This window comes from Blautia acetigignens (assembly GCF_025566865.1).
GTDB lineage: Bacteria > Bacillota > Clostridia > Lachnospirales > Lachnospiraceae > Blautia_A > Blautia_A acetigignens.
The window spans coordinates 88,051-108,150 of record NZ_JAOQJM010000006.1 but is presented as its reverse complement, the minus strand read 5'-3'; the positions used below and the strand labels follow the sequence as shown (position 1 = coordinate 108,150).

17 protein-coding genes and 1 pseudogene are annotated in these 20,100 nt (G+C 41.8%); 3 read left to right on the top strand and 15 right to left on the bottom strand.

The genetic code is table 11. The features are described from left to right. Positions 1–4 precede the first annotated feature (4 nt). From OCV70_RS09515 to OCV70_RS09495, 5 genes are all read right to left on the bottom strand, one after another. Positions 5–2,446, bottom strand: coding sequence for a hypothetical protein (locus OCV70_RS09515; protein ID WP_117854236.1), 2,442 nt, complete (start codon positions 2,444–2,446; stop codon positions 5–7). After that, positions 2,443–4,872 (bottom strand): glycoside hydrolase family 3 N-terminal domain-containing protein, encoded by a 2,430-nt coding sequence (locus tag OCV70_RS09510; protein WP_117854237.1) that lies wholly within the window; start codon positions 4,870–4,872, stop codon positions 2,443–2,445. The genes OCV70_RS09515 and OCV70_RS09510 overlap by 4 nt, the downstream gene beginning before the upstream one ends. Then, positions 4,865–7,432, bottom strand: a complete 2,568-nt coding sequence (locus OCV70_RS09505) for a family 78 glycoside hydrolase catalytic domain (RefSeq protein ID WP_117854238.1) — start codon at positions 7,430–7,432, stop codon at positions 4,865–4,867. Before OCV70_RS09505 ends, OCV70_RS09510 begins: the two co-directional genes overlap by 8 nt. Then, the gene (locus OCV70_RS09500; protein WP_117854239.1) at positions 7,432–10,065 is read right to left on the bottom strand and encodes a glycoside hydrolase family 3 protein; all 2,634 of its coding nucleotides are present in this window, start codon (positions 10,063–10,065) and stop codon (positions 7,432–7,434) included. The genes OCV70_RS09505 and OCV70_RS09500 overlap by 1 nt, the downstream gene beginning before the upstream one ends. Positions 10,066–10,164: 99 nt before the next feature. Continuing rightward, positions 10,165–11,583, bottom strand: a complete 1,419-nt coding sequence (locus tag OCV70_RS09495) for an MFS transporter (protein WP_226838046.1) — start codon at positions 11,581–11,583, stop codon at positions 10,165–10,167. Between the two features lie 213 nt (positions 11,584–11,796). Between OCV70_RS09495 and OCV70_RS09490 the strand changes: the two genes are divergently transcribed. Further along, positions 11,797–12,981, top strand: a complete 1,185-nt coding sequence (locus tag OCV70_RS09490) for a helix-turn-helix domain-containing protein (RefSeq protein ID WP_117854240.1) — start codon at positions 11,797–11,799, stop codon at positions 12,979–12,981. A gap of 216 nt (positions 12,982–13,197) precedes the next feature. Here OCV70_RS09490 and OCV70_RS09485 read toward each other — a convergent pair whose 3' ends face one another. From OCV70_RS09485 to OCV70_RS09450, 9 genes are all read right to left on the bottom strand, one after another. Then, on the bottom strand, positions 13,198–13,455 hold the full coding sequence (locus OCV70_RS09485) for a hypothetical protein (protein ID WP_117854241.1): 258 nt from the start codon (positions 13,453–13,455) through the stop codon (positions 13,198–13,200). A gap of 1 nt (position 13,456) precedes the next feature. After that, positions 13,457–13,699 (bottom strand): hypothetical protein, encoded by a 243-nt coding sequence (locus OCV70_RS09480; protein WP_117854242.1) that lies wholly within the window; start codon positions 13,697–13,699, stop codon positions 13,457–13,459. After that, positions 13,699–13,932 carry a hypothetical protein gene (locus OCV70_RS09475; protein ID WP_420360641.1) on the bottom strand — a complete coding sequence of 78 codons (234 nt, stop codon included), beginning with the start codon at positions 13,930–13,932 and terminating at the stop codon, positions 13,699–13,701. Before OCV70_RS09475 ends, OCV70_RS09480 begins: the two co-directional genes overlap by 1 nt. Positions 13,933–14,091: 159 nt before the next feature. After that, positions 14,092–14,781, bottom strand: a complete 690-nt coding sequence (locus OCV70_RS09470) for a hypothetical protein (protein WP_117854244.1) — start codon at positions 14,779–14,781, stop codon at positions 14,092–14,094. Between the two features lie 13 nt (positions 14,782–14,794). Then, positions 14,795–15,451, bottom strand: coding sequence for a hypothetical protein (locus OCV70_RS09465; protein WP_173767632.1), 657 nt, complete (start codon positions 15,449–15,451; stop codon positions 14,795–14,797). Positions 15,452–15,468: 17 nt separating this feature from the next. Beyond that, positions 15,469–15,924: a zinc-finger-containing protein gene (locus OCV70_RS09460; RefSeq protein ID WP_117854246.1), complete on the bottom strand. Its 456-nt coding sequence runs from the start codon at positions 15,922–15,924 to the stop codon at positions 15,469–15,471. Positions 15,925–16,012: 88 nt separating this feature from the next. Further along, positions 16,013–16,144, bottom strand: a complete 132-nt coding sequence (locus OCV70_RS19020; RefSeq protein ID WP_301331857.1) for a hypothetical protein — start codon at positions 16,142–16,144, stop codon at positions 16,013–16,015. A gap of 4 nt (positions 16,145–16,148) precedes the next feature. Continuing rightward, positions 16,149–16,979, bottom strand: a complete 831-nt coding sequence (locus OCV70_RS09455) for a S1 RNA-binding domain-containing protein (protein ID WP_301331858.1) — start codon at positions 16,977–16,979, stop codon at positions 16,149–16,151. 262 nt (positions 16,980–17,241) lie between these two features. Then, a complete protein-coding gene (locus OCV70_RS09450; RefSeq protein WP_117854247.1) occupies positions 17,242–18,027 on the bottom strand; it encodes a transglutaminase-like domain-containing protein in 786 nt (261 codons plus the stop codon). 628 nt (positions 18,028–18,655) lie between these two features. On the opposite strand from OCV70_RS09450, the gene OCV70_RS09445 reads away from it, so the two are divergent. Next, positions 18,656–18,934 (top strand): type II toxin-antitoxin system RelB/DinJ family antitoxin, encoded by a 279-nt coding sequence (locus OCV70_RS09445; RefSeq protein WP_005924829.1) that lies wholly within the window; start codon positions 18,656–18,658, stop codon positions 18,932–18,934. Then, positions 18,931–19,221: a type II toxin-antitoxin system YafQ family toxin gene (locus OCV70_RS09440; protein ID WP_117854248.1), complete on the top strand. Its 291-nt coding sequence runs from the start codon at positions 18,931–18,933 to the stop codon at positions 19,219–19,221. The genes OCV70_RS09445 and OCV70_RS09440 overlap by 4 nt, the downstream gene beginning before the upstream one ends. Positions 19,222–19,663: 442 nt before the next feature. Here OCV70_RS09440 and OCV70_RS19720 read toward each other — a convergent pair. Then, positions 19,664–19,921: pseudogene (locus OCV70_RS19720) on the bottom strand (group II intron reverse transcriptase/maturase); the annotation flags it as partial. Positions 19,922–20,100 lie beyond the last annotated feature (179 nt).

Below are 20,100 nucleotides of genomic sequence, written 5' to 3'. Positions count from 1 at the left end.
TTTCTTATCTTTTTACAGTGAGATGATACTGAATTCCTGGAATCGTGCCATTTACCGCAAACTGTATCTCCCCATTTTCCTCTATTCCTTCAAGCTGTGCGATTACTTCTCCAACCGGACTTAGTACCTCAAGCTTGGCTTCTTTTGCCTGTACATAAATACAGCCTTCCAGTGTTTCTGCAAACAGCTTTCCTTTAAATTCTACAGCTGTAAATTCATATGGCATTCCGGGTATTTTCTGTCCAGGATAGTATCCGGTTTCATCCATCCCAGTCTCTCCCATTGCAGTAAGAATATATTCCTGCGCCTGATCAAGATTGTTTTCTTCTTTTGCGATAAAAGCCAACGTGATCCGTTTGTTTTCTGCTTTTACCTTTACCATATCAGATAACGAAATCAATTCTTTCGGTGCCCCGCTGTAATATCCACAATAAGGAGTCTGAACCGCATAGCAGGCATTTTCCGGATCAAATATAATTTCCCCGGTCTCAGATATTAATTTTCCATCAACATAGCCAGTTTCCTTTGGAATTACATCCCACTCCTTCATCGCCTGATCCATGATGCGCGCAAAATTTCTGTAATCTCCCTCTCCTGCAATCTTTGCAATATCATTAAACACAAGCGCCTGCTCCCCAAGATGAACGCCCTGCTCAATCAGCTTTGTTCCCTTAGCAGCTCTTTCCAGCCGGTTTTTATCTTCATATCTTCTTCCAATATCCCGGTACTTTGACCACGCATAATAAACACTGTGTTTTGCCTCAGATAATCTGGCTCCGTTTAAAAATCCTGCATTTACTGCAATATCTCCATTTCCCTGGTAGGTGTCACCAGAATCCAGAAATACGTTGCGCATTCCTGTTATATATGGGAAAAACATAGTCGGCATAGCATGAAACTCAGGCAGTGTTTTCAGATCATTCTGGGTATACACAATATCAACACAATGCTTAGCCTCAGATACCAGACCTTTCAGAAACATCGATGCCATAAATCCCCACTGACAGATCACCGCCGGGTCATTATACACATCAAAGATATTCCGGATTTCATCTGCCGGCTGATCATCCCAGTTCTCTGAGGTATGATGATTGTAAAGAATCAATCCATCCCAGTCATTCAGGCATGCATAGGCAACTGTCTGAACAAGTGCAGTGGAATGGAACATATGCTCACCATATTCGTTCCATTCGCTTAACATAAAAGGCTTTCCTTTTACGATTGCTACAGATGCCAGACTCAACAGGGTAGTTGCCATGGAACCAACGCCTCTCTGCCAGGTCAGAGGATTGGTGGATACATATTCTACCGGTCCATTTACCATATAAGTATTGTTCATATCAGGCAATAAAAGCGGATGATTGAAATAGCTGTTGTTTTCCATCAGATCTCCATCTGTATGTCCATACACATCAGCCGCCCCTGCAATCAGATTACTTGTAACGATCGGAACCTTAACTCCCAAAGAAATAAGATAATCCTTCATATCCCGGTAAAATTTCCGGTTCATATAAATACCAAACTCCATAAAATCTGCATATCTGGCCGGACTTTCTTCTGTATCCCAAGAACCATTAGGATCGTTAACCGGCTGATAAAAACCGCCTGCAATACCACGTACCGTTCCTGCTGCCGGATCTTCCTCTTCTCCTAGCGCACAGCAGCCTTCACAAGTCCATGCTTCTGCAAGTCTTTTTCTTGTATGATATTTCATTAACAGAAAATGGTTGAAACGAGACTGCACTTCATCCCTGTATGGCTTCATCTGCTCATCGGCATCAGCTCCCATGGCCCATTTGATTGCAGAATCCTCGTTGTTGATCTGAACTGTCACAACAGCCGGATCATCTGCAAGTGAGAGTCCTGTATAGGGATTTACATGACAAAGCAGCTCTTTTGCATATTCCTTCTGCAGCTCTATCATGCGCGCATTATAAATGGCATAACGTTTAATACAGGACGGTGCTCCCCCTGGATAATCCATTTCGTCACCTGGCTGAAATTCTCTTGCAACAATCAGGTCAACATGCAGATAAATTCCTTTTTCTTTTAATTTCGCAATAAAGTAATCAAAACGGTCCAGCCCTTCTGGATTGAATTTCCTGCTGTTTCCGTCTGCATAATCCAGAAGTGGGTTATTTACACAGCTGCTCCAGCTTCCAGGTTGCTCACCTACAGGCGCATCTGCTGCATGAAGACGAATCAGGTTTACTCCCATGCTTGCAAAACGCTCTGCCATTTTTTTCGCAGTTTCATGATCAGGCGTATTGGAACGTGCTGCCACATTAAAGCCAAGAAAACGGGCTCTTTTTCCATCTTCGAAATACAGATGTCCGTTTCTTGTCTCCACAAATCCGTGTTTTCCGGCAGGTGCGTCTAAAAGGTGAGAGTAATCCAGAATTCCCTTATTAGGTTCTGCTTTATGTATTCTTAAGTGTTGTCTCATGTTCTGTCTGCCTCCTTGTAAGCTTTTGCATAGAATCCCCTGTCTGTTCCTTCCAACCAGCCGTCTTCTGTAACCTTATACTCATCTTTCAAGCGAATATCCTGGGATGAACTTCCCACTTCCACAAGAAATGTTCCTTTTTCCACTTTCCACTGCATATTCATGTCCAAAAATGCCATCTGACTAGCCTTTACTTCGAATATAACTGTCTGCTTTTCTCCTGGCTCTAAAGTGATTCGCTTAAATCCTGCCAATTCTTTTACCGGTCTTGCCATACTTGCATAAAGATCTCTCAAATACAGCTGTACCACTTCATCGCCGACCCTGCTGCCCACGTTCTCTACATCCACTCTGATCTCAATTGTTTCAAAAGGGCCAATTTCCTTTTTGGAAAGTTTCAGGTCGGAATAGGAAAACTGTGTATAGGAAAGTCCGTGGCCGAAACAATATCTTGGTGTGTGTGGCAAATCCACATAATTGGCAAATCCGATGCTTCCAACCTGATCCCAGCAGGAATTGTACTGATGATTGTAATAAACAGGAATCTGTCCTGCATGATAAGCAGTTGTAACAGGCATTTTACCTCCTGGGTTATATTCTCCAAGCAATACGCTTACAACAGCCTCTGCTCCGGTTTCTGCCGGGCTCCATGCCTCCAGGATTCCATCCAGATACTTATCCGCAATATCACTTGAGATCGGTCTTCCGTCAAAATGTACTCCGACCATTGGCTTGCCAAATGCAGCTGCACGTTTTATAAATTCGTCCTGTCCTTTTGGCAGATTAATATTGCTTCCATCTACACCTTCTCCCATAGAAGACATGGAGCAGGTTCCGTGTTTGCCTCCTAATGTAAGGATTACCAGATCTGCCTCTTTTATCTTTTCCAAGGCTTCCTCAAAATGGGATTCATCTTCTCCTGCAATATAATAACCATAAGAATAGCTTACCTCTACATCTGGCAGCTTTTCCCGCAGTTCTTCTAAAAGGCTTCTGCAATCCGGCTTCTGCCTTCTCAGGATCTGATCAAACTCCTCTGTTTCATCTGACTGGATATTCGTTCCTGGAACTGTTTTGATTTCCTCTGGTTTTGCAACTTTTACCCCACTGACTCCTGCAATGGAATTCGCTATGGCATAAGTGGATTCCATCATGCACATATGGGTATATCCACCAAAAAACTTTCTTGCACAGTCTGCATGAGGACCGATTACTGCTATTTTTTTTACGTCGGAGCCAATTGGCAATACTCCGTTATTCTTCAGAAGGACCAGCGATTCTTTCGCGGACTGCAGGGATACTTCTCTGTCTGTCTTCTGGGAAAATACACCTTTTAACTCCTCTCCCTGCAAAGAAAACGGATGTTCAAATAAGCCCATACGGAACTTTGCAGTCAGCACACGCAATACAGCCCGGTTAAGTGCACTGATATCGGCTTTTCCAGTCCGGAACTTTTCCAGAAACTTCTCTCCAAATCCACTTGGATTCGGAAGTTCCATATCCATTCCGGCTTTCAGGCAAAGCAGTCCGGCATCTTCCAGCGTCTCTCCAACATGCTGGGAGCCATGGGTATTACCAACTGCACCATAGTCACTGATGCAAAGTCCCTGAAATCCCATTTCATCTCTAAGAAGCTTTGTCAGAAGTCCATAAGATGCAGATACCGGTTCCCCATTCACAGTGCAGTAACAAGGCATGATTCCCAGAAGGTCAGACTCCTGGATTGCAGCCTGAAATGGTTTTCCATAAATTTCTTCCAGAAGTCTTGGCGGTGTATCACTGACAGCTCCGTGGATTCCTCCATTGGAATTATGGAAGGCCAGAAAATGTTTGGCAACACTTTCTGTTTTTCTTCCTGCTGTTTCCTTTTTCTGTATTCCTTTTGTATATGCAGCTCCCATTGCAGAAGCAAGGGCCGGATCTTCCCCATAGGTTTCTCCCTGGCGTCCCATACGGGAATCTCTGGAGATATCCAGAACAGGCGCTAATATGTGGGTAATTCCGCAGGCAGCTTCCTGCCGGCTTACAATTTCTGCGATCTTTTCTTCCACTTCCGGATCAAATCCGGCACCACGTCCGATACCTGCCGGAAAGCTGGTGGAATCCTGAATAAATGGGCCGCATAAGCCTTCCATGTGAAAAATTGCAGGAATGTGATGTTCACTGTTTTCCATTACAATTTCCTGGACTTTTTTCTGCCACGCCGCAACTTCTTCCAATGTCTCCATCCGCCGCATTTCCAATGTGCTTACTTCTCCAATACCATGCGGTACTCTTTTTGAAATTCCGTCAAAATCTTTATATTCTTCGTCAAAAGGAAAAACACCGGTCAGCTGTGCTGCTTTTTCTTCCAGACTCATTTCTTCCAGCAGTGCCTTAGCTCTTTTCTCAGGTGCCAGTGATGCGTTTAAGTATTCTTTACTCATGCTTGTTCTCCATTATCACATATTCATATTTACCGTAGTCTGCTTCATGACAGCTGCCATCTGGCAGTAAAATTTCTGCATGGGCATTCGCCGGGATTTCTACTTTTATTCTGCAGTTTTCTCCCTCATACTCCCAGGAAGATTTAATTTTTCCAAAAGGTGAATCGTAAGATGCTTTCACATATCCAATCTGCCTGTCAGGATAGGGCTGAATCCTGATTTTTCCTTTTTCCACCCGTATTCCGGCAACACGATCCATCAGCCAGCCGGCAAAAGTTCCGAAAGAATAGTGATTCATGGAATCTTTCGGTTCTCTTCCTGCTTCCATACCTTTCCAGTTTTCCCAGACTGTAGTTGCATCATACTTCAGCTGATACAGCCACCCCGGATATGTGTCCTGAAGCATAAGCTTCCATGCCGTATCTCCATGACCATAATCAGTCAGCACATGAAGCAGTTCATATGTGCTTAAAAATCCGGTATTCAGATGAAATCCGTTTTTCACGATCATTTCATTCAGCTCATCACAGGCAATCTTTTTTTCTTCCTCTGAAAGCATGTCAAACATGATCGCGTGAACATAATCGCACTGTCTTTTCTGCTTCATATGTCCATTTTCCATACAAACTTCCCGGTAGGCCAGTTTGGTAAACTTTCTCATTTCACTATAGAATTCTGCTTCTTTCTGGTATCCAAGAGCTTTTGCCATTTCTGAGGCGATATAGCAGCCGTAAGATAAATGTGAAGTGCAGACTTCCGGTGCACCATGTTCATAAATATCTCTCAGGTAAGTTCCACCTGGATCTTCTGTGTTTATAAATCCGTTCCAGTCCGGTTCGATCCATTCTCCCCAATGCCAGCCTGTATCCAGCAGATAAGAACTATACTTTTCGTTTTTCCCTTTTTTTCTTCCAGGATTGTCCTTTTTTGCACGTTCCAGACAATAAGCCAACCATTCCTTTACTTTTTCATAATTTTCTGCAAGTATTTCTGGATTATTGTAACGAAGATACATTCTCCATGGAATCAGATCTATGGCATCACTCCATCCAGCCGCACCGTCAAACAAATGTCCCTGTGATGCCGGAGCTGTCTGGCTGATACAACCACCTTCCAGTTGTACTTCCCTTAATTCACTTAAAAATTTCCGATATACCGGATAGCATTCCATCAGGTACATTCCTGTGTTTACAAATACCTGGGCATCGCCTGTGAAGCCGGTTCTCTCCCTTGTAGGACAATCAGTAGGAATTTCAAGGAAATTCCCTTTCATGCTCCACACTGCATTTGAAAACAGCTGATTGATTCCCGGATGTCCACATTCAAATTTTCCTGTCTGTGGCATATCTGAATAAACAGCAATTGCGGTAAAATTCTTTTCTGTCACTTTTACATCTGTTATAGCCTTAATATAGCGGAAACCAAATATGGATTTTTCCGGCTTATACTCATTCCAGCCTTCTTTACAAATGTATTTTACACATTGCTCTACCCGGTGCTCTGGTGCCTGGAAATTTTCCTGCGTAAAATTGCCATTCTGATCCAGACACTCTCCATGATAAAGCGTAATGCACTGTCCTGCCTGTGCATAAAATCCAAACTTCACGTAACCAGCTATGTTCTGACCAAAATCAATAACAACCTCTCCATTAGGTGTATGAATCTGCTTGCCTGTATAGTTTTCTTTTTCAACTACATCAAAGCTATTGGAACAAACCAGGTTTTCATAGCCGAATTGTTTTTCTGTTACCGGATGCCATTCACAGATGTTTTCTTTTCTTGCATCATAACACTCGCCCTGCATCAGATCATTTAACCCAAGCGGTCCCTCCTGGGATGCACTCCAGCTTTTATCACTTATCAGAACTGTTTTTCTATCAATTTCCAGCTGACACAGAATTGCCAGATCTGTCCCAAAGCTATTTCGTACTCCACCGTATCCAGTATCGCCTCGCCACCAGCCATCTCCAACTGTAACAAGAATTTCATTTTTTCCGACGTTTAAAAGCCCACTCACATCGTATGTCTGATATTGAAGTCTGGCATTATACTGACTTGTACCAGGGGCAAGAATAAAATCACTGGCTTTTTTCCCATTTATATACGCATTATAAATACCATGGGCAGTTATATAGAGTCTGGCATTTCCGGAATTCTCTACCAGAAATTCTTTTTTCAGATAACTGGCAGGCTGTCTTTCCTCTGGTTCATGAAAAAGTTCCGGATCAATCCATTCTGCCACCCAGTCTTTTTCATCCAGAAGTCCTATTTCAAAGCTGCTTTTTTCGCTCCATTCTCCACAGATATCCTTTTCATCCCATAAACGGACTTTCCAGGTCACCTGACTGCGGCTTTTTAATTTTCCTTGATATTTATGATCCATTACAGAAGATCTGACTTTTCCAGTGTCATATATCTCCTGACCATCCACACTGGCTTTTACCTGATAGGCCGTCTGTGTCTTTGCTTCTTGTACTTTCCATAACAATTTTGGTGAAACAATATCTATAGTTGGATTACCTGTTAAGTATTCAATTTTCAAATCCGTTGCTTTTATCATTATGACTCCTCAGTGTAGGTATTGCTTTTTGCTATGATCCGTAAAATTCTTTCTGCACATCCACGTAATTCTTCCAGTGTAATCGGATATTTTACAGTTCCCTCTTCTGCATCAACAGATGCAAGTATTTCCTCTACGTCCTCTTTGCTTCCCGGCATAAGCAGGTCATTTCCTGCCTTGATGCAGGCTGCCGCGTTGGAAGGTCCATATAAAGGCATTCTGCCTTCCAGATCCGGTTTGGGCTCTGCGGTAGTACCCCAGTCAGTCATAATCAGCCCTTCAAAGCCCCACTCCTGACGTGCAGCTTTTGTTAAAAGATCTACCGAATTCGCAGTATGAATTCCATTCAACATATTGTAAGATGACATCAAGGCCAACGGCTGTGCTTTTCTGATTGCGATTTCAAATCCTTTCAAGTAAATTTCACGCAGAGTGCGTTCTGTCACGTGACTATTATTGTATGCCCTGTTATCTTCCAGATTGTTACATGCGAAATGTTTAATTGTAGTACCAGCTCCAGGGTGAGACTGAACGCCTTGGGTCTCAGCAGCTGCACAAATACCGGAAATAAGCGGATCTTCAGAATAATATTCGAAGTTTCTTCCACACAAAGGATTTCTCTGGATATTCATTCCCGGTGCCAGCCAAAGCATGATTCCAAATTCTTTCATTTCGGAACCGACAATATCTCCTGCTTCGTAAAGAGCCTCTTTATCCCAGGTCTGTGCCAGCAAAGTTGCTGTAGGAATTCCAGTGCAATACTGATAATAAGTAACTTCCTTCTCTTTCAAAGGCCGATTATCCTGTTTCATAAAAATATCCATAAAATCATTTCCAAGGGCTGGTTTCTGCCAAGTCACATTCTGACCGTCATCCACTGTAAAGATTGGTGACAACCGCAAACCAGCAGGTCCGTCAGCCAGAATAATATTATGTATATTTCTGCTTTTAATAAGACTTGAAGTCGTTTCTCCTGCAGCTCCAGGGCAGGCTCTGCTTGCCGCCCCTATTGTCGAAGTTTCTTCTTCACCGCCTCTTGCTGTTCCAACACATAATGCAGTCAGTTCTTCTTTTGTTAACTGCTGTACCAGATCGTACAGACTGCATTTTCCAGAGAGCACATCTTCCATTCTGTAGATTTGAGATGCTTGAATTTCCGTTTTCTTGTCAGGAACCTGTTCTGATTTTTTTATTTGTTTTTCCAGACAATTGTCATTTTTCTTTTTTGTCAGAAAACTTTCTACAAACAAATCTGGAGCATTCTTGATTTCTTTTTCTTCTTCCGGATATGAATAAAACAGCGTTTTATCCCCATGGATGCATTCCATTTCACAATCCAGCGGCAATAATTTTTCCAGTTTCTGATAGATACATTCTTTTTCCAGGTGAATAACTCCGGTCACCTTTGTTGCTCTGGAATGTTCTCCTACACGGATAATATAGCTGCCTTTCTCCCAGATCCACGCTTCCTGTTTCTCATCATAAGAAGCCATCCGGCTTACCGGAAAGGAAATCGTCATATTCTCACTCTCACCAGGCTGTAGGCATTTTGTTTTTGCATAAGCTGCCAGTTCCTGATAAGGCTTTTCCAGCCGTCCATCCGGTTCTGATATATAAATCTGCACTACTTCCCTTCCAGAATATTCTTTTCCTGCATTCGTAACCTGTACATTTAATACGATTTCAGAATTTTTAAGTAAAATATCCTTTGTTTCAACCAAAAATGTAGTATAAGATTTTCCATATCCAAATGGATATGCCGGAACTTTTCCAAAAGAATCAAACCAACGGTACCCCACATAAATTCCTTCTGTATAATATTCATCATCCCGGTTTCCGTTCCTATATCCAAATGTATCTGCATTGGGATAATCTTCATATTCTTTTGCCCAGGTCGCTGCCAGATGTCCACAGGGATTTACTTTTCCACTCAAAACATCTGCAAGTGCATCTCCCCCTGAGCTGCCAGCCTGTCCCATCAGAACAACAGCTGAAATATTGGACAGCTCATGGAAAAAGGAAGTATCAATCACGCCGCCAATGTTCAGTACAACAATAACGTGACTGTAATGGCTGCACAGAGTAGTCAAAAACTCTTTCTCTTCCTGATGCAGCTGATAGTCACCAGGCTCATTTCTTCTGTCTGCACCTTCACCGGAATTTCTTGCAAGTACATAAATTGCAATATCCTGGTCTGCCTTGGAAAAATCATTTTCTTCTGTAGGAATCGTCAAAGGGTTCCGATGGGCAAACATCGCCCAGAATGCCAGTTCCGGAGAATCGGCATATTTTTGCTGCATTTTTTCCTTATAAGCTTCTTTCTTCTGCACTGCCGCAGCATCGTATCTGTCCAGCCACGCTTTCGTGGTAATGACAGCACCTGCGTGCTCCAGCCCTTGTTCTACAGAACTGACTTCTCTTGCATTCACTTCTCCTGAGCCAGTTCCACCTGAGACGGTATGTCTGGCACCATTTCCAAACAAAGCGATTTTTGCTTCTTTTAACTTGAGCGGCAGAATACCGTTATTCTCCAGCAAAACCATTCCTTCTGCTGCAATCAGGCGACTTCTGTTTCTGTTTTCGATTTCGCGTCGGCTTACATCCGGCGAAACTGCTGCGTAAATTTTTTTCATGCCCAACACTCCAGATTCTAATTGTAAATTATGGATTTATACTTTACGACTGATGCTATGCTAATTGGTGTTTGTTACCAGTGAACAGTAACTGCTGTTTTACTGCTCAGTGCTTTTCTGGCTGCGTCTTCTCGCCAGTTCTTCATGAATCGCCGGAAGCTTTTCTTCCAGATCAAAGAACCGGAACAATACAAATAATCCAAGATTGATAATCAGTGGAAGATAGTTTGAAAATGCATAAATTGCATATCTCATAGAAGTAGTTGCCACTTCCAGATCCGGATTGTAAGCGCCCAATGCCAGACAAGCTGTAAGGATTACAGAACCTACACCGGAACCGATCTTGGTTCCAATTCCAATTGCACCTGATGAAACACCTACCATTTTGTTGTAGTATGTATATTCGTTGTAATCGATAACCATAGCCAGAAGAACTCCGTACAGACACATCAGCGGAATCTGAACAAAGCTTCCGATTACACTGACTGCAATATATACCTTAAAATTAGTCGGGATAATACAACGAATTAAAGCAGTAAATGCAGCTCCCAGTACACCGAAATCAATTGTTTTACGAACTCCCAGTTTTGCAATAATCGGTTTCGACACGACAAAACCAACAAGAGTGGCAAAAAATCCCAGGGCTCCAGCAAGTGCTACCAGATTATCATTTCCGAAAATCCATTTACAGTAATAAGTACCAGATGTAGCAGCAATTGAATTTGTGATCTGTGTGATCAGATTAAAAAGTATTAAAATAACCCAATATTTATTTTTAAACAACATTGGAATAGATTTCTTTAACGGAATTGCTTCTTCCTCATCCTGACTATCATTTTCACTAACTTCATCTACAAGTTTCGCTTTGCGACCGTTCATATAACAGATAGAAAGCATTAACAGAACCAGAAGCGCCATAATAAAACCATATTTTATCCATGCATTCTGATTGCCGCCCAGGGCATTTGTAATCGGAATTGTAAGAATCGCGATTACCATTCCAGAGCCATATGCACCAACAGCCCTGCATACACCCATACTTTCACGTTCGCTCTGGCTGTTTGTTCTGACAACCATAACAGCAGACATTGGAGTTCCCATCAGGGTTCCGCATACTGCTGACAAAAGAATGTTTGTCACACATGCATATATCAGTGCAGGAATCTGTCCTGCCTTAATTGGTACGCAGAACAGTAATGCTGCCAGAATGGAATATGGAACCATCATTCTTAAAATCCAACGATAGTATTTTCTATTTCCACCTTTGGAGTGATCGATTATATTTCCAAACCACAGATCCGTCACTGCATCTACAATCTTTGCGATCAGCATTACAATACCAATGCCGCCAACAGCCAAACCCACCTTATCCGTATAGAAATAAGTAAGCTGGCCAATCAGATTGGCTACCAGATTCATGCCAAACTGCCCTGACATATCTGCAAGATAATCACGTTTGCGCATCATTTTCTGCACACCATTTCGGTCAACTCCCAGACCGCGTTTTTCTTTTCTCATGTTTTCTTCTCCTTTTTGTATCTAATACTTTTATAGCTACCAGGGATCAGTAACTTTTTATACCTCAACTTTATCATTCTTAGTTTTTTCTGTATTGTAATTTAAGGTTTTATATTGTAAAATTCAACATATAATTTCAGATTTTTAACATTAACAAGCCCCCAAAAATACTGTCAAATATAGATTTAGAAAAACTTGAGGAGATGCTTTCATATGAATTATGTATCTTTTTGCAGAATGTATTTTTCTGTTACCCATATTCCAGTCAGTCTTATGAAAAAGAACGAAGCCATTTATTCTTCTATTGGTGAAGTATGTTCCGTAAAGGCTGCGCGTTATTGGGAAATGGCACCGATTGATGACACCCCTAATTTTTACCGATATTCACCAGATATTGAATATGGAGTTGTCCATATCCTTGGAACCGATTACGCAATTGTTCTCGGACCAGCTTTTAGTGTTCCGGTTACTTCTGAAATTATCAGAACTTATATGCATGAAAATGCCATTGCATTGGAATACCAAGAGGCAGTCGCAGAATTTCTCTGTACTATCCCGCGAATTACTTACCAGCAATTTTCCAGACATCTCGCATTAATTCACCTATGTCTGAATCAAAAAGAAATAAGTGTCCAGGATCTTTTTCAACAGGACAATGAGCACGTGAGAAAACGTGAAGAACAGAACGTCAACGAAATTGCCAATAATATCGAGAATAATAATTTACACGACTCCTACTATTTTGAGCAGGAATTATATCAAGCAGTAAAAGAAGGAAACCCTGTCAAACTAGATCATTTTTTGAACACAAACAAGTTTCAATCCATAGAGGGAAAAATGGCCAACACGCCTTTGCGCCATGCAAAAAATCTATTTATCGCGACAACAACAAAAGTGGGAATGCTTGGTGCCATTCCAGGCGGTCTGGATATTGAAAAGACCTATCAGCTTATGGATCTATATATTCAGGAATGTGAACGACTGCAGACGATCAGTGATGTAAAATCCCTCCAGTATTCCATGATACAGGATTTCTGCCACCATACAGCTAATACTCATATTCCAGAAGGAATTTCCTCTGAAATATACAACTGTATGAGCTACATCCGCTGCCACACCAACGAAAATCTAAGTATTGAAGATATCGCAAAACAGATTCATCGCAGCAGTTCCTACACCATGAAGCATTTTAAAGAAGAACTTGGAATTAATATAGGGGCATACATTGTCCGCTGTAAGCTGGAAGATGCCAAGGGACTGTTGACTTATAGTGATAAAAGCCTGACTGAGATTTCGAACTATCTTTGTTTTTCCAGCCAGTCTTATTTTCAGAATGTTTTTAAGAAAAAATATGGGCTGACACCTTTACAGTATAGAAAAAAGACACAACATATATAAAAAATTTTTCACCATCTTAGAAATTAATGATAATTTTTTTCAGCTAGTTTATCATTTTCGTAACGTCACGAAAATTTCTCAAACTACATAATAACCTATAAAATATAAAAAGGCTGCTTCTTATAAAGATATCCCTTAGTCAAATTGGATTTCTTTATTTTCAAACAGCCTTTTAATAAATTGTGAACTTCCAGAAATTTTACAACTAAATCCAGCCTATATCCATTCATCGGCATTCCGAATCAAGTCAATGATTTCATCCAATGAACGCTCACTTTCCACGTATACATCATACAACGCCTGTTTTGCCCTCTCGATTTTCCGTTCCGGGTGTCGTTCATCCAGCAGTGTGGAAAGCTCCTCAGCAAGAACACTATATTCCTTATGTTTTTTAATTACTTTTTCCTGAAGTCTTTCTATTTTTCTGTCCAGAGCTTCTATGTGTTTCCTTTCTTCCTGCTCCTGTTTTTCCATGTCATTCTTCCTCTCTACTGTCGGTATCCGTTTTTCCTTGTATAAAACTGAGGATCTCCTCATAGCTTTTTTCGCTTCCTGCAATAGCTTTTAAAATTTCTTCATTCAAAATCGCTTTTTTCTTTTTATGCAGGTCTTCCAGTTCCGCTGTCAGGCGGTCATTCTGTTCACGGTTCCGGCTGATTGCCCTCTCTGTTTTTGCTATTTTCTGTTCAAGTGTTTCCCTGTTCATGTTTCTTGCCATCACTGTACTCCCTTCAAGATTCTGCTGATATTTTCTGCACGGTATTTCACATAATTCCAATCCATGTCAAAAGCACTTAAGATCACTTTCTGGGTTTTGGTTACTGCATGATCAAGCCGGTACACCTTATCCAGCTGGCGTGTCATCTCGATCTTTTCCAGTTCCACGATTTCATAGGCACCTGTTGCTGCCAGGTAAAAGACATATCCGGCATATCCAAATCCACATAGCACCAGATAAATGGTCCATAGTACAAACCCGGTGGATTTTTCCGCCATTCCAAATGTACATCCGCAATATAAAATAACCAGGCAGATCAAAACAGTGTTCACAATCCGTTTCTGAAAAAGCCAGGAATCCTTTCATACCCGATCTGGATTTTTTCCAGGTTCTCATACAACTGCTGCCATCCTTTCTTTTGCTTCAAGTCCGCCTTCCTCTCTGATACAGCTAATCACAAGCTGTTTCTTTTTGTACAGGGAAACTAAAATGCGTAAATACTCCTGGCTGACCTGTTCTAAAATCTCCTCTTTTTGTTTTTCTGCTACCGGAACCTTTTGAGTTTCTTTTTGTAGGCTGCATAAATGATCGGAAATGGTTCCATTTTTCACGATCTGGGTAAAGACCTTGTGTTCTTCATAAGAAAATGTAGGCTTTTGAAATGCACGAAGGGCAAACTTTATTCCTTTTCCCATGGCCAGGCTGTCGGTAAAGTTTCGCATCCGGTCAGAAAAAGAATAACAGATTGGCTTCAGTACTGCCCTTTGAAAAAGGAAAAACAGTGCTTCTTCTTTTGTCTCTCCCTCGCATCTGGCTACCAAGCCGCGCCGTACCAGACGGTTTAAGCAAAAACGAAAATCCTCTTCATCCGCCCATTCCATCGCCTTTTCTTTTCCAAGGGCAATACATAAAAGCCGGTACATCTGGGAGTGTACATTTGCCTCTTCGCATACCGACCAGGTAAGGGCGGCCCAAATCATGGTCTCCATCTCAGAGAGTACCTTTTCCTGCTCCCCAACCCGTACCACAAACCTTCCGGAGTCTTCTTCCACCCGGTTTCCCACTGCTGTATAAAAAATCATTTAAAGTTCCTCCTTAAAACAGCTTCATCACTTCCAGAAGTTTTGGAACCACATAGCCAAGAAAAAGGGCTGCCAGCAGACACATTCCCGTATTTGGCTTTCGAAGGTTCCTGACCTCCTGGTTTTTGGTTCCGATAATCCGCACCCTGCCAGGAACATTCCACCGGAGCTTTCGGTAAAAATGGATAAAATCCTCATGGTCAAACCCAAAAGATCGGACACAGAAGATATTTCGCTTTTGCTCTTCATCATCCAATAGAAAAAAGCTCTCCCGTTCCTGATCCGTTTCTCTTAACACAACATAAAACTCCGGGATTCCACGACGGCTCCCTTCCACGATCTTGTCTATTTCCGGATAAAAAATACGGCAGGACTCATATCTTCCATTTTTCTCCGGCTGGCAGACGGCAAGGCTATCTGGTTCCAGTTCCATATAACAGTATTCCGATTCCATGATTCGTCTGCTGATGCCGGCAGTCTGCCGCAAAAGAAATATGATACTAAGAGCCAGTGCCACACACAAATAGGCAAGATCCCAGGCCCTTATTCGAAAGATGAAAAAATAAAGCGCGATTCCCTCCAAAAAGCTGCCAAGTCCAATCAGAACTGAAAACCACTCTTTTAGATCCATTAAATGGTAAACTTCATCTTCTTTTGCATGCAAACGCACCTGATACCTCCTTTCTTTCATGCAGCAAACTTATTTTCCTCATAGGAAACCGTTTCGATTTTTATTTTGTTTTGTTCCATAAGTTTTTTGCATTCCCGAATGGTTTCTTCACATCGAAAATAAGAAAATTTTCCGATATGCATTTCTGTTTCTGAAAGGCAGAGCCGGTTCTGCAGCCAGATATAAAGCCCATGTTTGGTCATAACCCCTGCGTTTATCACTTCGTTTAACGCCCGGTGTGCTTCGATCCGCTTGTGGCGAAGATTCCCATCTGCCAAGGTTCCCATAGGACTCAGGCTCTTTTTGTGAACTCCTATGTAGGAATCACATGCTGGATACCCGCCACAGACATACAGATAATTTTCCGGATCCAGGTTCCTCTCCCCATACACGTACATTGCAGGGCGGAGTACTGCCTGCCGTCCACAATAAGGACAATACAGTCTGTTGTCCTGTTTTTTCTTTTTTCTCATGTTGCACCAGCTCCTTTCCTGTTTGAGCCGATTGTAGAAAAATCGCTTTTTCTGTGTCAATAGGATTTCATTACTTTTTTAAACTTTTTCAGACACAGCGTTTGATTAGTCGTGTAATAATTCCCTCTGCCACCTCATAATTGTCATTGATACGCGTCACCACCAGCCCGATCTTGTCTCCTTTGGATGGAAGGGTGGTCATGTTGCAACTATGTGCCACTGCATTAACTCCGATATCCAGGCGCATAAAAAAAATAGGTTCCTTTATAAACTTCTGTAATGATACCTGTATACTTGCCCTGACGGTGGCATTTCCGCAAATTGTCCTTGTTGGTATTGGCCGTCGGGCTTTTGGCATCCACTTCCACGCGAATCTGGTCTACCGAATCCACTTCCACCTTGTTTACCATAACAAGGACCAGATCTTCCACCTGGAATTTTTCTCCGGCATCCCCCATCCATTCCCAGGCCATATCCCTTGCGCGGACGGAAACTTCCACGCCAAACACTTCCAGGCGGACTGCCTTTGGTGCAACCGCAATGACTCTTGCCTCTACGATCCTGCCCGGATACAAAAGAGGCTTTTCCCCTGTTTCCCCAAAGTAGAATGTTTGTCTTTTCCGGAGCATGGCATCTTTTCTGGAAGCCACCACGCTGCGGCTTTTGGCATCCAGATCCTTGATGATAAAATCAATGTCACAGCCAAGCATGTTGTTGGCAATCCGGACCTGGCGGTTTAAGGTATCTGCGTTTTCCCGACCATCCCCGCTTAAGTTAATCATCATTTCATTCATGGGGATGATGATACGGAAACCGTTGTAATAGGTAACCGCAACCATCCAACCGCTTTCCAGCTTTTCAATGCCGCCAAGCTGCCCGGTCAGAACCTTTCTGGTACGATGTGCATTTAACAGTTGGTGCCATCTGGCATCTTCCTGCTCTTCCATGCTTTCCACCTGTGCATCCACATCAATGGTAAGCACCCCTTCGTAAGCGGCCCGGGGTATTTCTTTTTCTGTGGCTTCCTCTGCAAGTGCTCTTTTTGTGTTATCCATGTAAACCCTCCTATTAGTAATACGATTAAAAAGGCACAAAAATAGCAGCCTGTGCGTAACAAGCTGCTAATTGTGCCTTCTTTTTACAAATACCATTCTATAATGGATGGAATCGGAAGTCAATGTTATAGAGGTTGCAATAAAGTCGCATTTTGGTCGTAAATTGCATTCTCCTTCATTATTTAACACGCGTCGGTTTCATTTCCAGATTTCTTCACTTCTGTAGAATTGTATCCTGTCTGTTTTTTGATGTCCGAATCTTTTATTCCTCTTCTTCCATCACAAATTTAAACACCAGCTGCTCCTTATTTTTATTTTCTTTCAGAAGTGATTTCCGAATTCCGGTTGTATCTGCGAAGGTTCCCCCATAAGCATCCACCTTAATCCATTTTCCATTTGCCTTTATTTCATTCCACTGATGCGTCCAGCTTCCTGCATTCACATGTCTTACCGGAATACCTGCTGCCTCACAGAGTAATTTGTATGCCCTTGCATAGCCGGAACAGGCCGCCTTTTTCAAAATTAATGCCGCATAAGCTTCATTTCCGTAATTCTTTTTATAAGCTTCTGTAGACTGATTAAGTTGCCAGCAACAATGCTCAGTCAGATACTGAAATAGAACAAAGGCACGTTCTTTCGTATTCAGATTGGAAATTACATATTTCTTTACAATTTTCCTTGCTTCCTTTTTCGCTAGATTTAATCTCTGAGCATTACTTGGTTCCTTCACTGTAACTTTGCATTTCAAAGTTTGTTTTCCAACCTTTGCATAAATCACTGTCGTTCCTTTCTTTTTCCCTTTTATCTTCCCAGAAGAAGAAACAGACGCGACCGCCTTTTTGGAACTACTCCATTTTACTTTCTTTTTGCTGCCAGTTACTTTTAATGTTTCCGTACAACCTTTATATACGGTAACTTTTGTTTTGTTAAGTTTTAGCTTTGCCGCCTGAACATTGACGGTTCCCATACTGATGCTAAGTAACAATACTGCCAGGATCCATCCCCATAAGATTCTTCTTTTCTTTTGCTGTAACTGTTTTTCTTTCATTGGTAACCCTCCATTTTTTGATTATCCTCTGGTTTCTACTGCGAGTGTAGCAAGTTGGTTCTTTTAGTTTCAATAGGATTTTGGAAAAAAATAAACTTTTTAATAGAAAAAGAGTACGAAAAGGAATTTCCAAAAGGGAACTCACTTTTTGTACTCTTTCTGCAAATTTTATTTTATAATATTTCAAATTTTGAAGCAATTTCTTTTTTGTAGAAATAAGAATGCAATTTTAACACATATCACTTCCAGAATAATCTCTATTTATTCCAGAAATTTTATGATTCCTTGGATACAGTTTGTATTCCAAATAGCTTCCATACAAGCTTTACTCGTTTCTTAACAAGCTTTCGAAATATATGCCACGCTCATGATGGCAAGCAGTATCGATAAAAGAAAATTTCGCAAAATATCTCCAGCGTGGTACTGATACGGCGATACAATCTGGAAGCAAATACAATCCCTTGCATTAGATAATTCTGTTTCTTTGACACCCAGCACCCTTTTTTCTTTATAAAATTCATCTTCAACTCCTCTTTAAATGAATTTAACATTAAATATTCGTGCAAAGTATTGTTTTCTTCGTGCAAATGACATATACTATAATTGCCAGCAGAAAGGAGCTGATCGTATGGCTGGAAATACTACAAACATCAGTATCCGCATGGACGCAGATTTGAAAGCGCAGGCGGACGCACTGTTTACTGAACTTGGCATGAACCTGACTACGGCATTTAACATCTTTGTGCGCCAGTCGCTTCGTGAAGGCGGCATTCCCTTTGAGGTAAGGCTAGAACAGCCGAACAAAGAAACGGTTGCTGCCATGCTGGAAGCGGAAAGGATTGCAAAAGACCCGTCTGTAAAGGGCTACAATGACCTTGACGAGTTGTTTGCTGATTTAAAAAGATGAAAGAAACAAAATATACCGTCAAGTACACCACATGTTTCAAAAAAGACTATAAACGAGCCATAAAGCGTGGCTTGAAGATCGAGCTGCTGGAGCAGGTCGTGACATTGCTGGCGATGGGCGAACAGTTGCCGGATAAGAACCGTGACCATGACCTGTCAGGCGATTGGGCAGGTCATCGGGAATGTCATATTCTTCCGGACTGGTTGCTTGTCTACCGCATTGAGGATGATGTTCTGGTGCTGACGCTGGCTCGCACCGGCACACACAGCGACTTGTTCGGGAAATAAACAGTCTGCCGCTGTATGGGGAGACCTGTACAGCGGTTTTTATGTATGCAAAGGAAGTCATCTTTGAGGTTGATACCATCACTTGCATTGTTATCACAGTTGATGTTGGGGTCTGCATCATAGAGAATATGAATAATTTTCCCATCATATATCCAGTTATCAGAGATTTTGTCATAGGAAATTCCAAATGTTGTATAGGAATCAAGGCTATTATCACAATAACTTGGATCACCCAATTCAAAGCTTCGTGATCAGCACCCACGTTGACAAAAATCATATTCACAATCATATCATCTTTAACGCCGCAAGCTTTGTTGATCATCACAAGTATGTTTCCAATAAGCGGAGTTACCATAAACTCTGCAGAATCAGTAATCGTATCTGCCATGAAAATGGACTTGCCACCAGTATGCCAACTGGAGAAAAAAGTAAAAGCTATAAACTCTTGTTGATGTTCCTTTAGATATGGAAGAGCCTCCTCAATGGTCATGCCATCAATTCCTGGCGCTCCCTTGTTTGCCTTAACTCTCTTATACGCTCTGTTAAAGTTGTCTTTATACAGTATCGCTTCCAAAAGTCTCGGCTGTGCACTGTCTCTTTCTTTCCATATCCGATTGAATGACCTAGACGCTTTCACATACCCTTCATGTTCCGCATTATCTCTTTGCAAACAGCCATTGTTTTCAATGTTTTCTGCCATAGACGGTCATTCCTCCTTTCTCGTTCATACTCAAGACTCCTACTGATTCGGTCCTTCACCTCTCGGCTACTATGACCTCTGCTGACTTCTGTGCGTTCAGCATTGCTTTATGCAATGGTTACCTCTTTCAAGGCGTACCGCACAGACCTCCCTAGGTACCACACGTTTCTTCCTCTCCA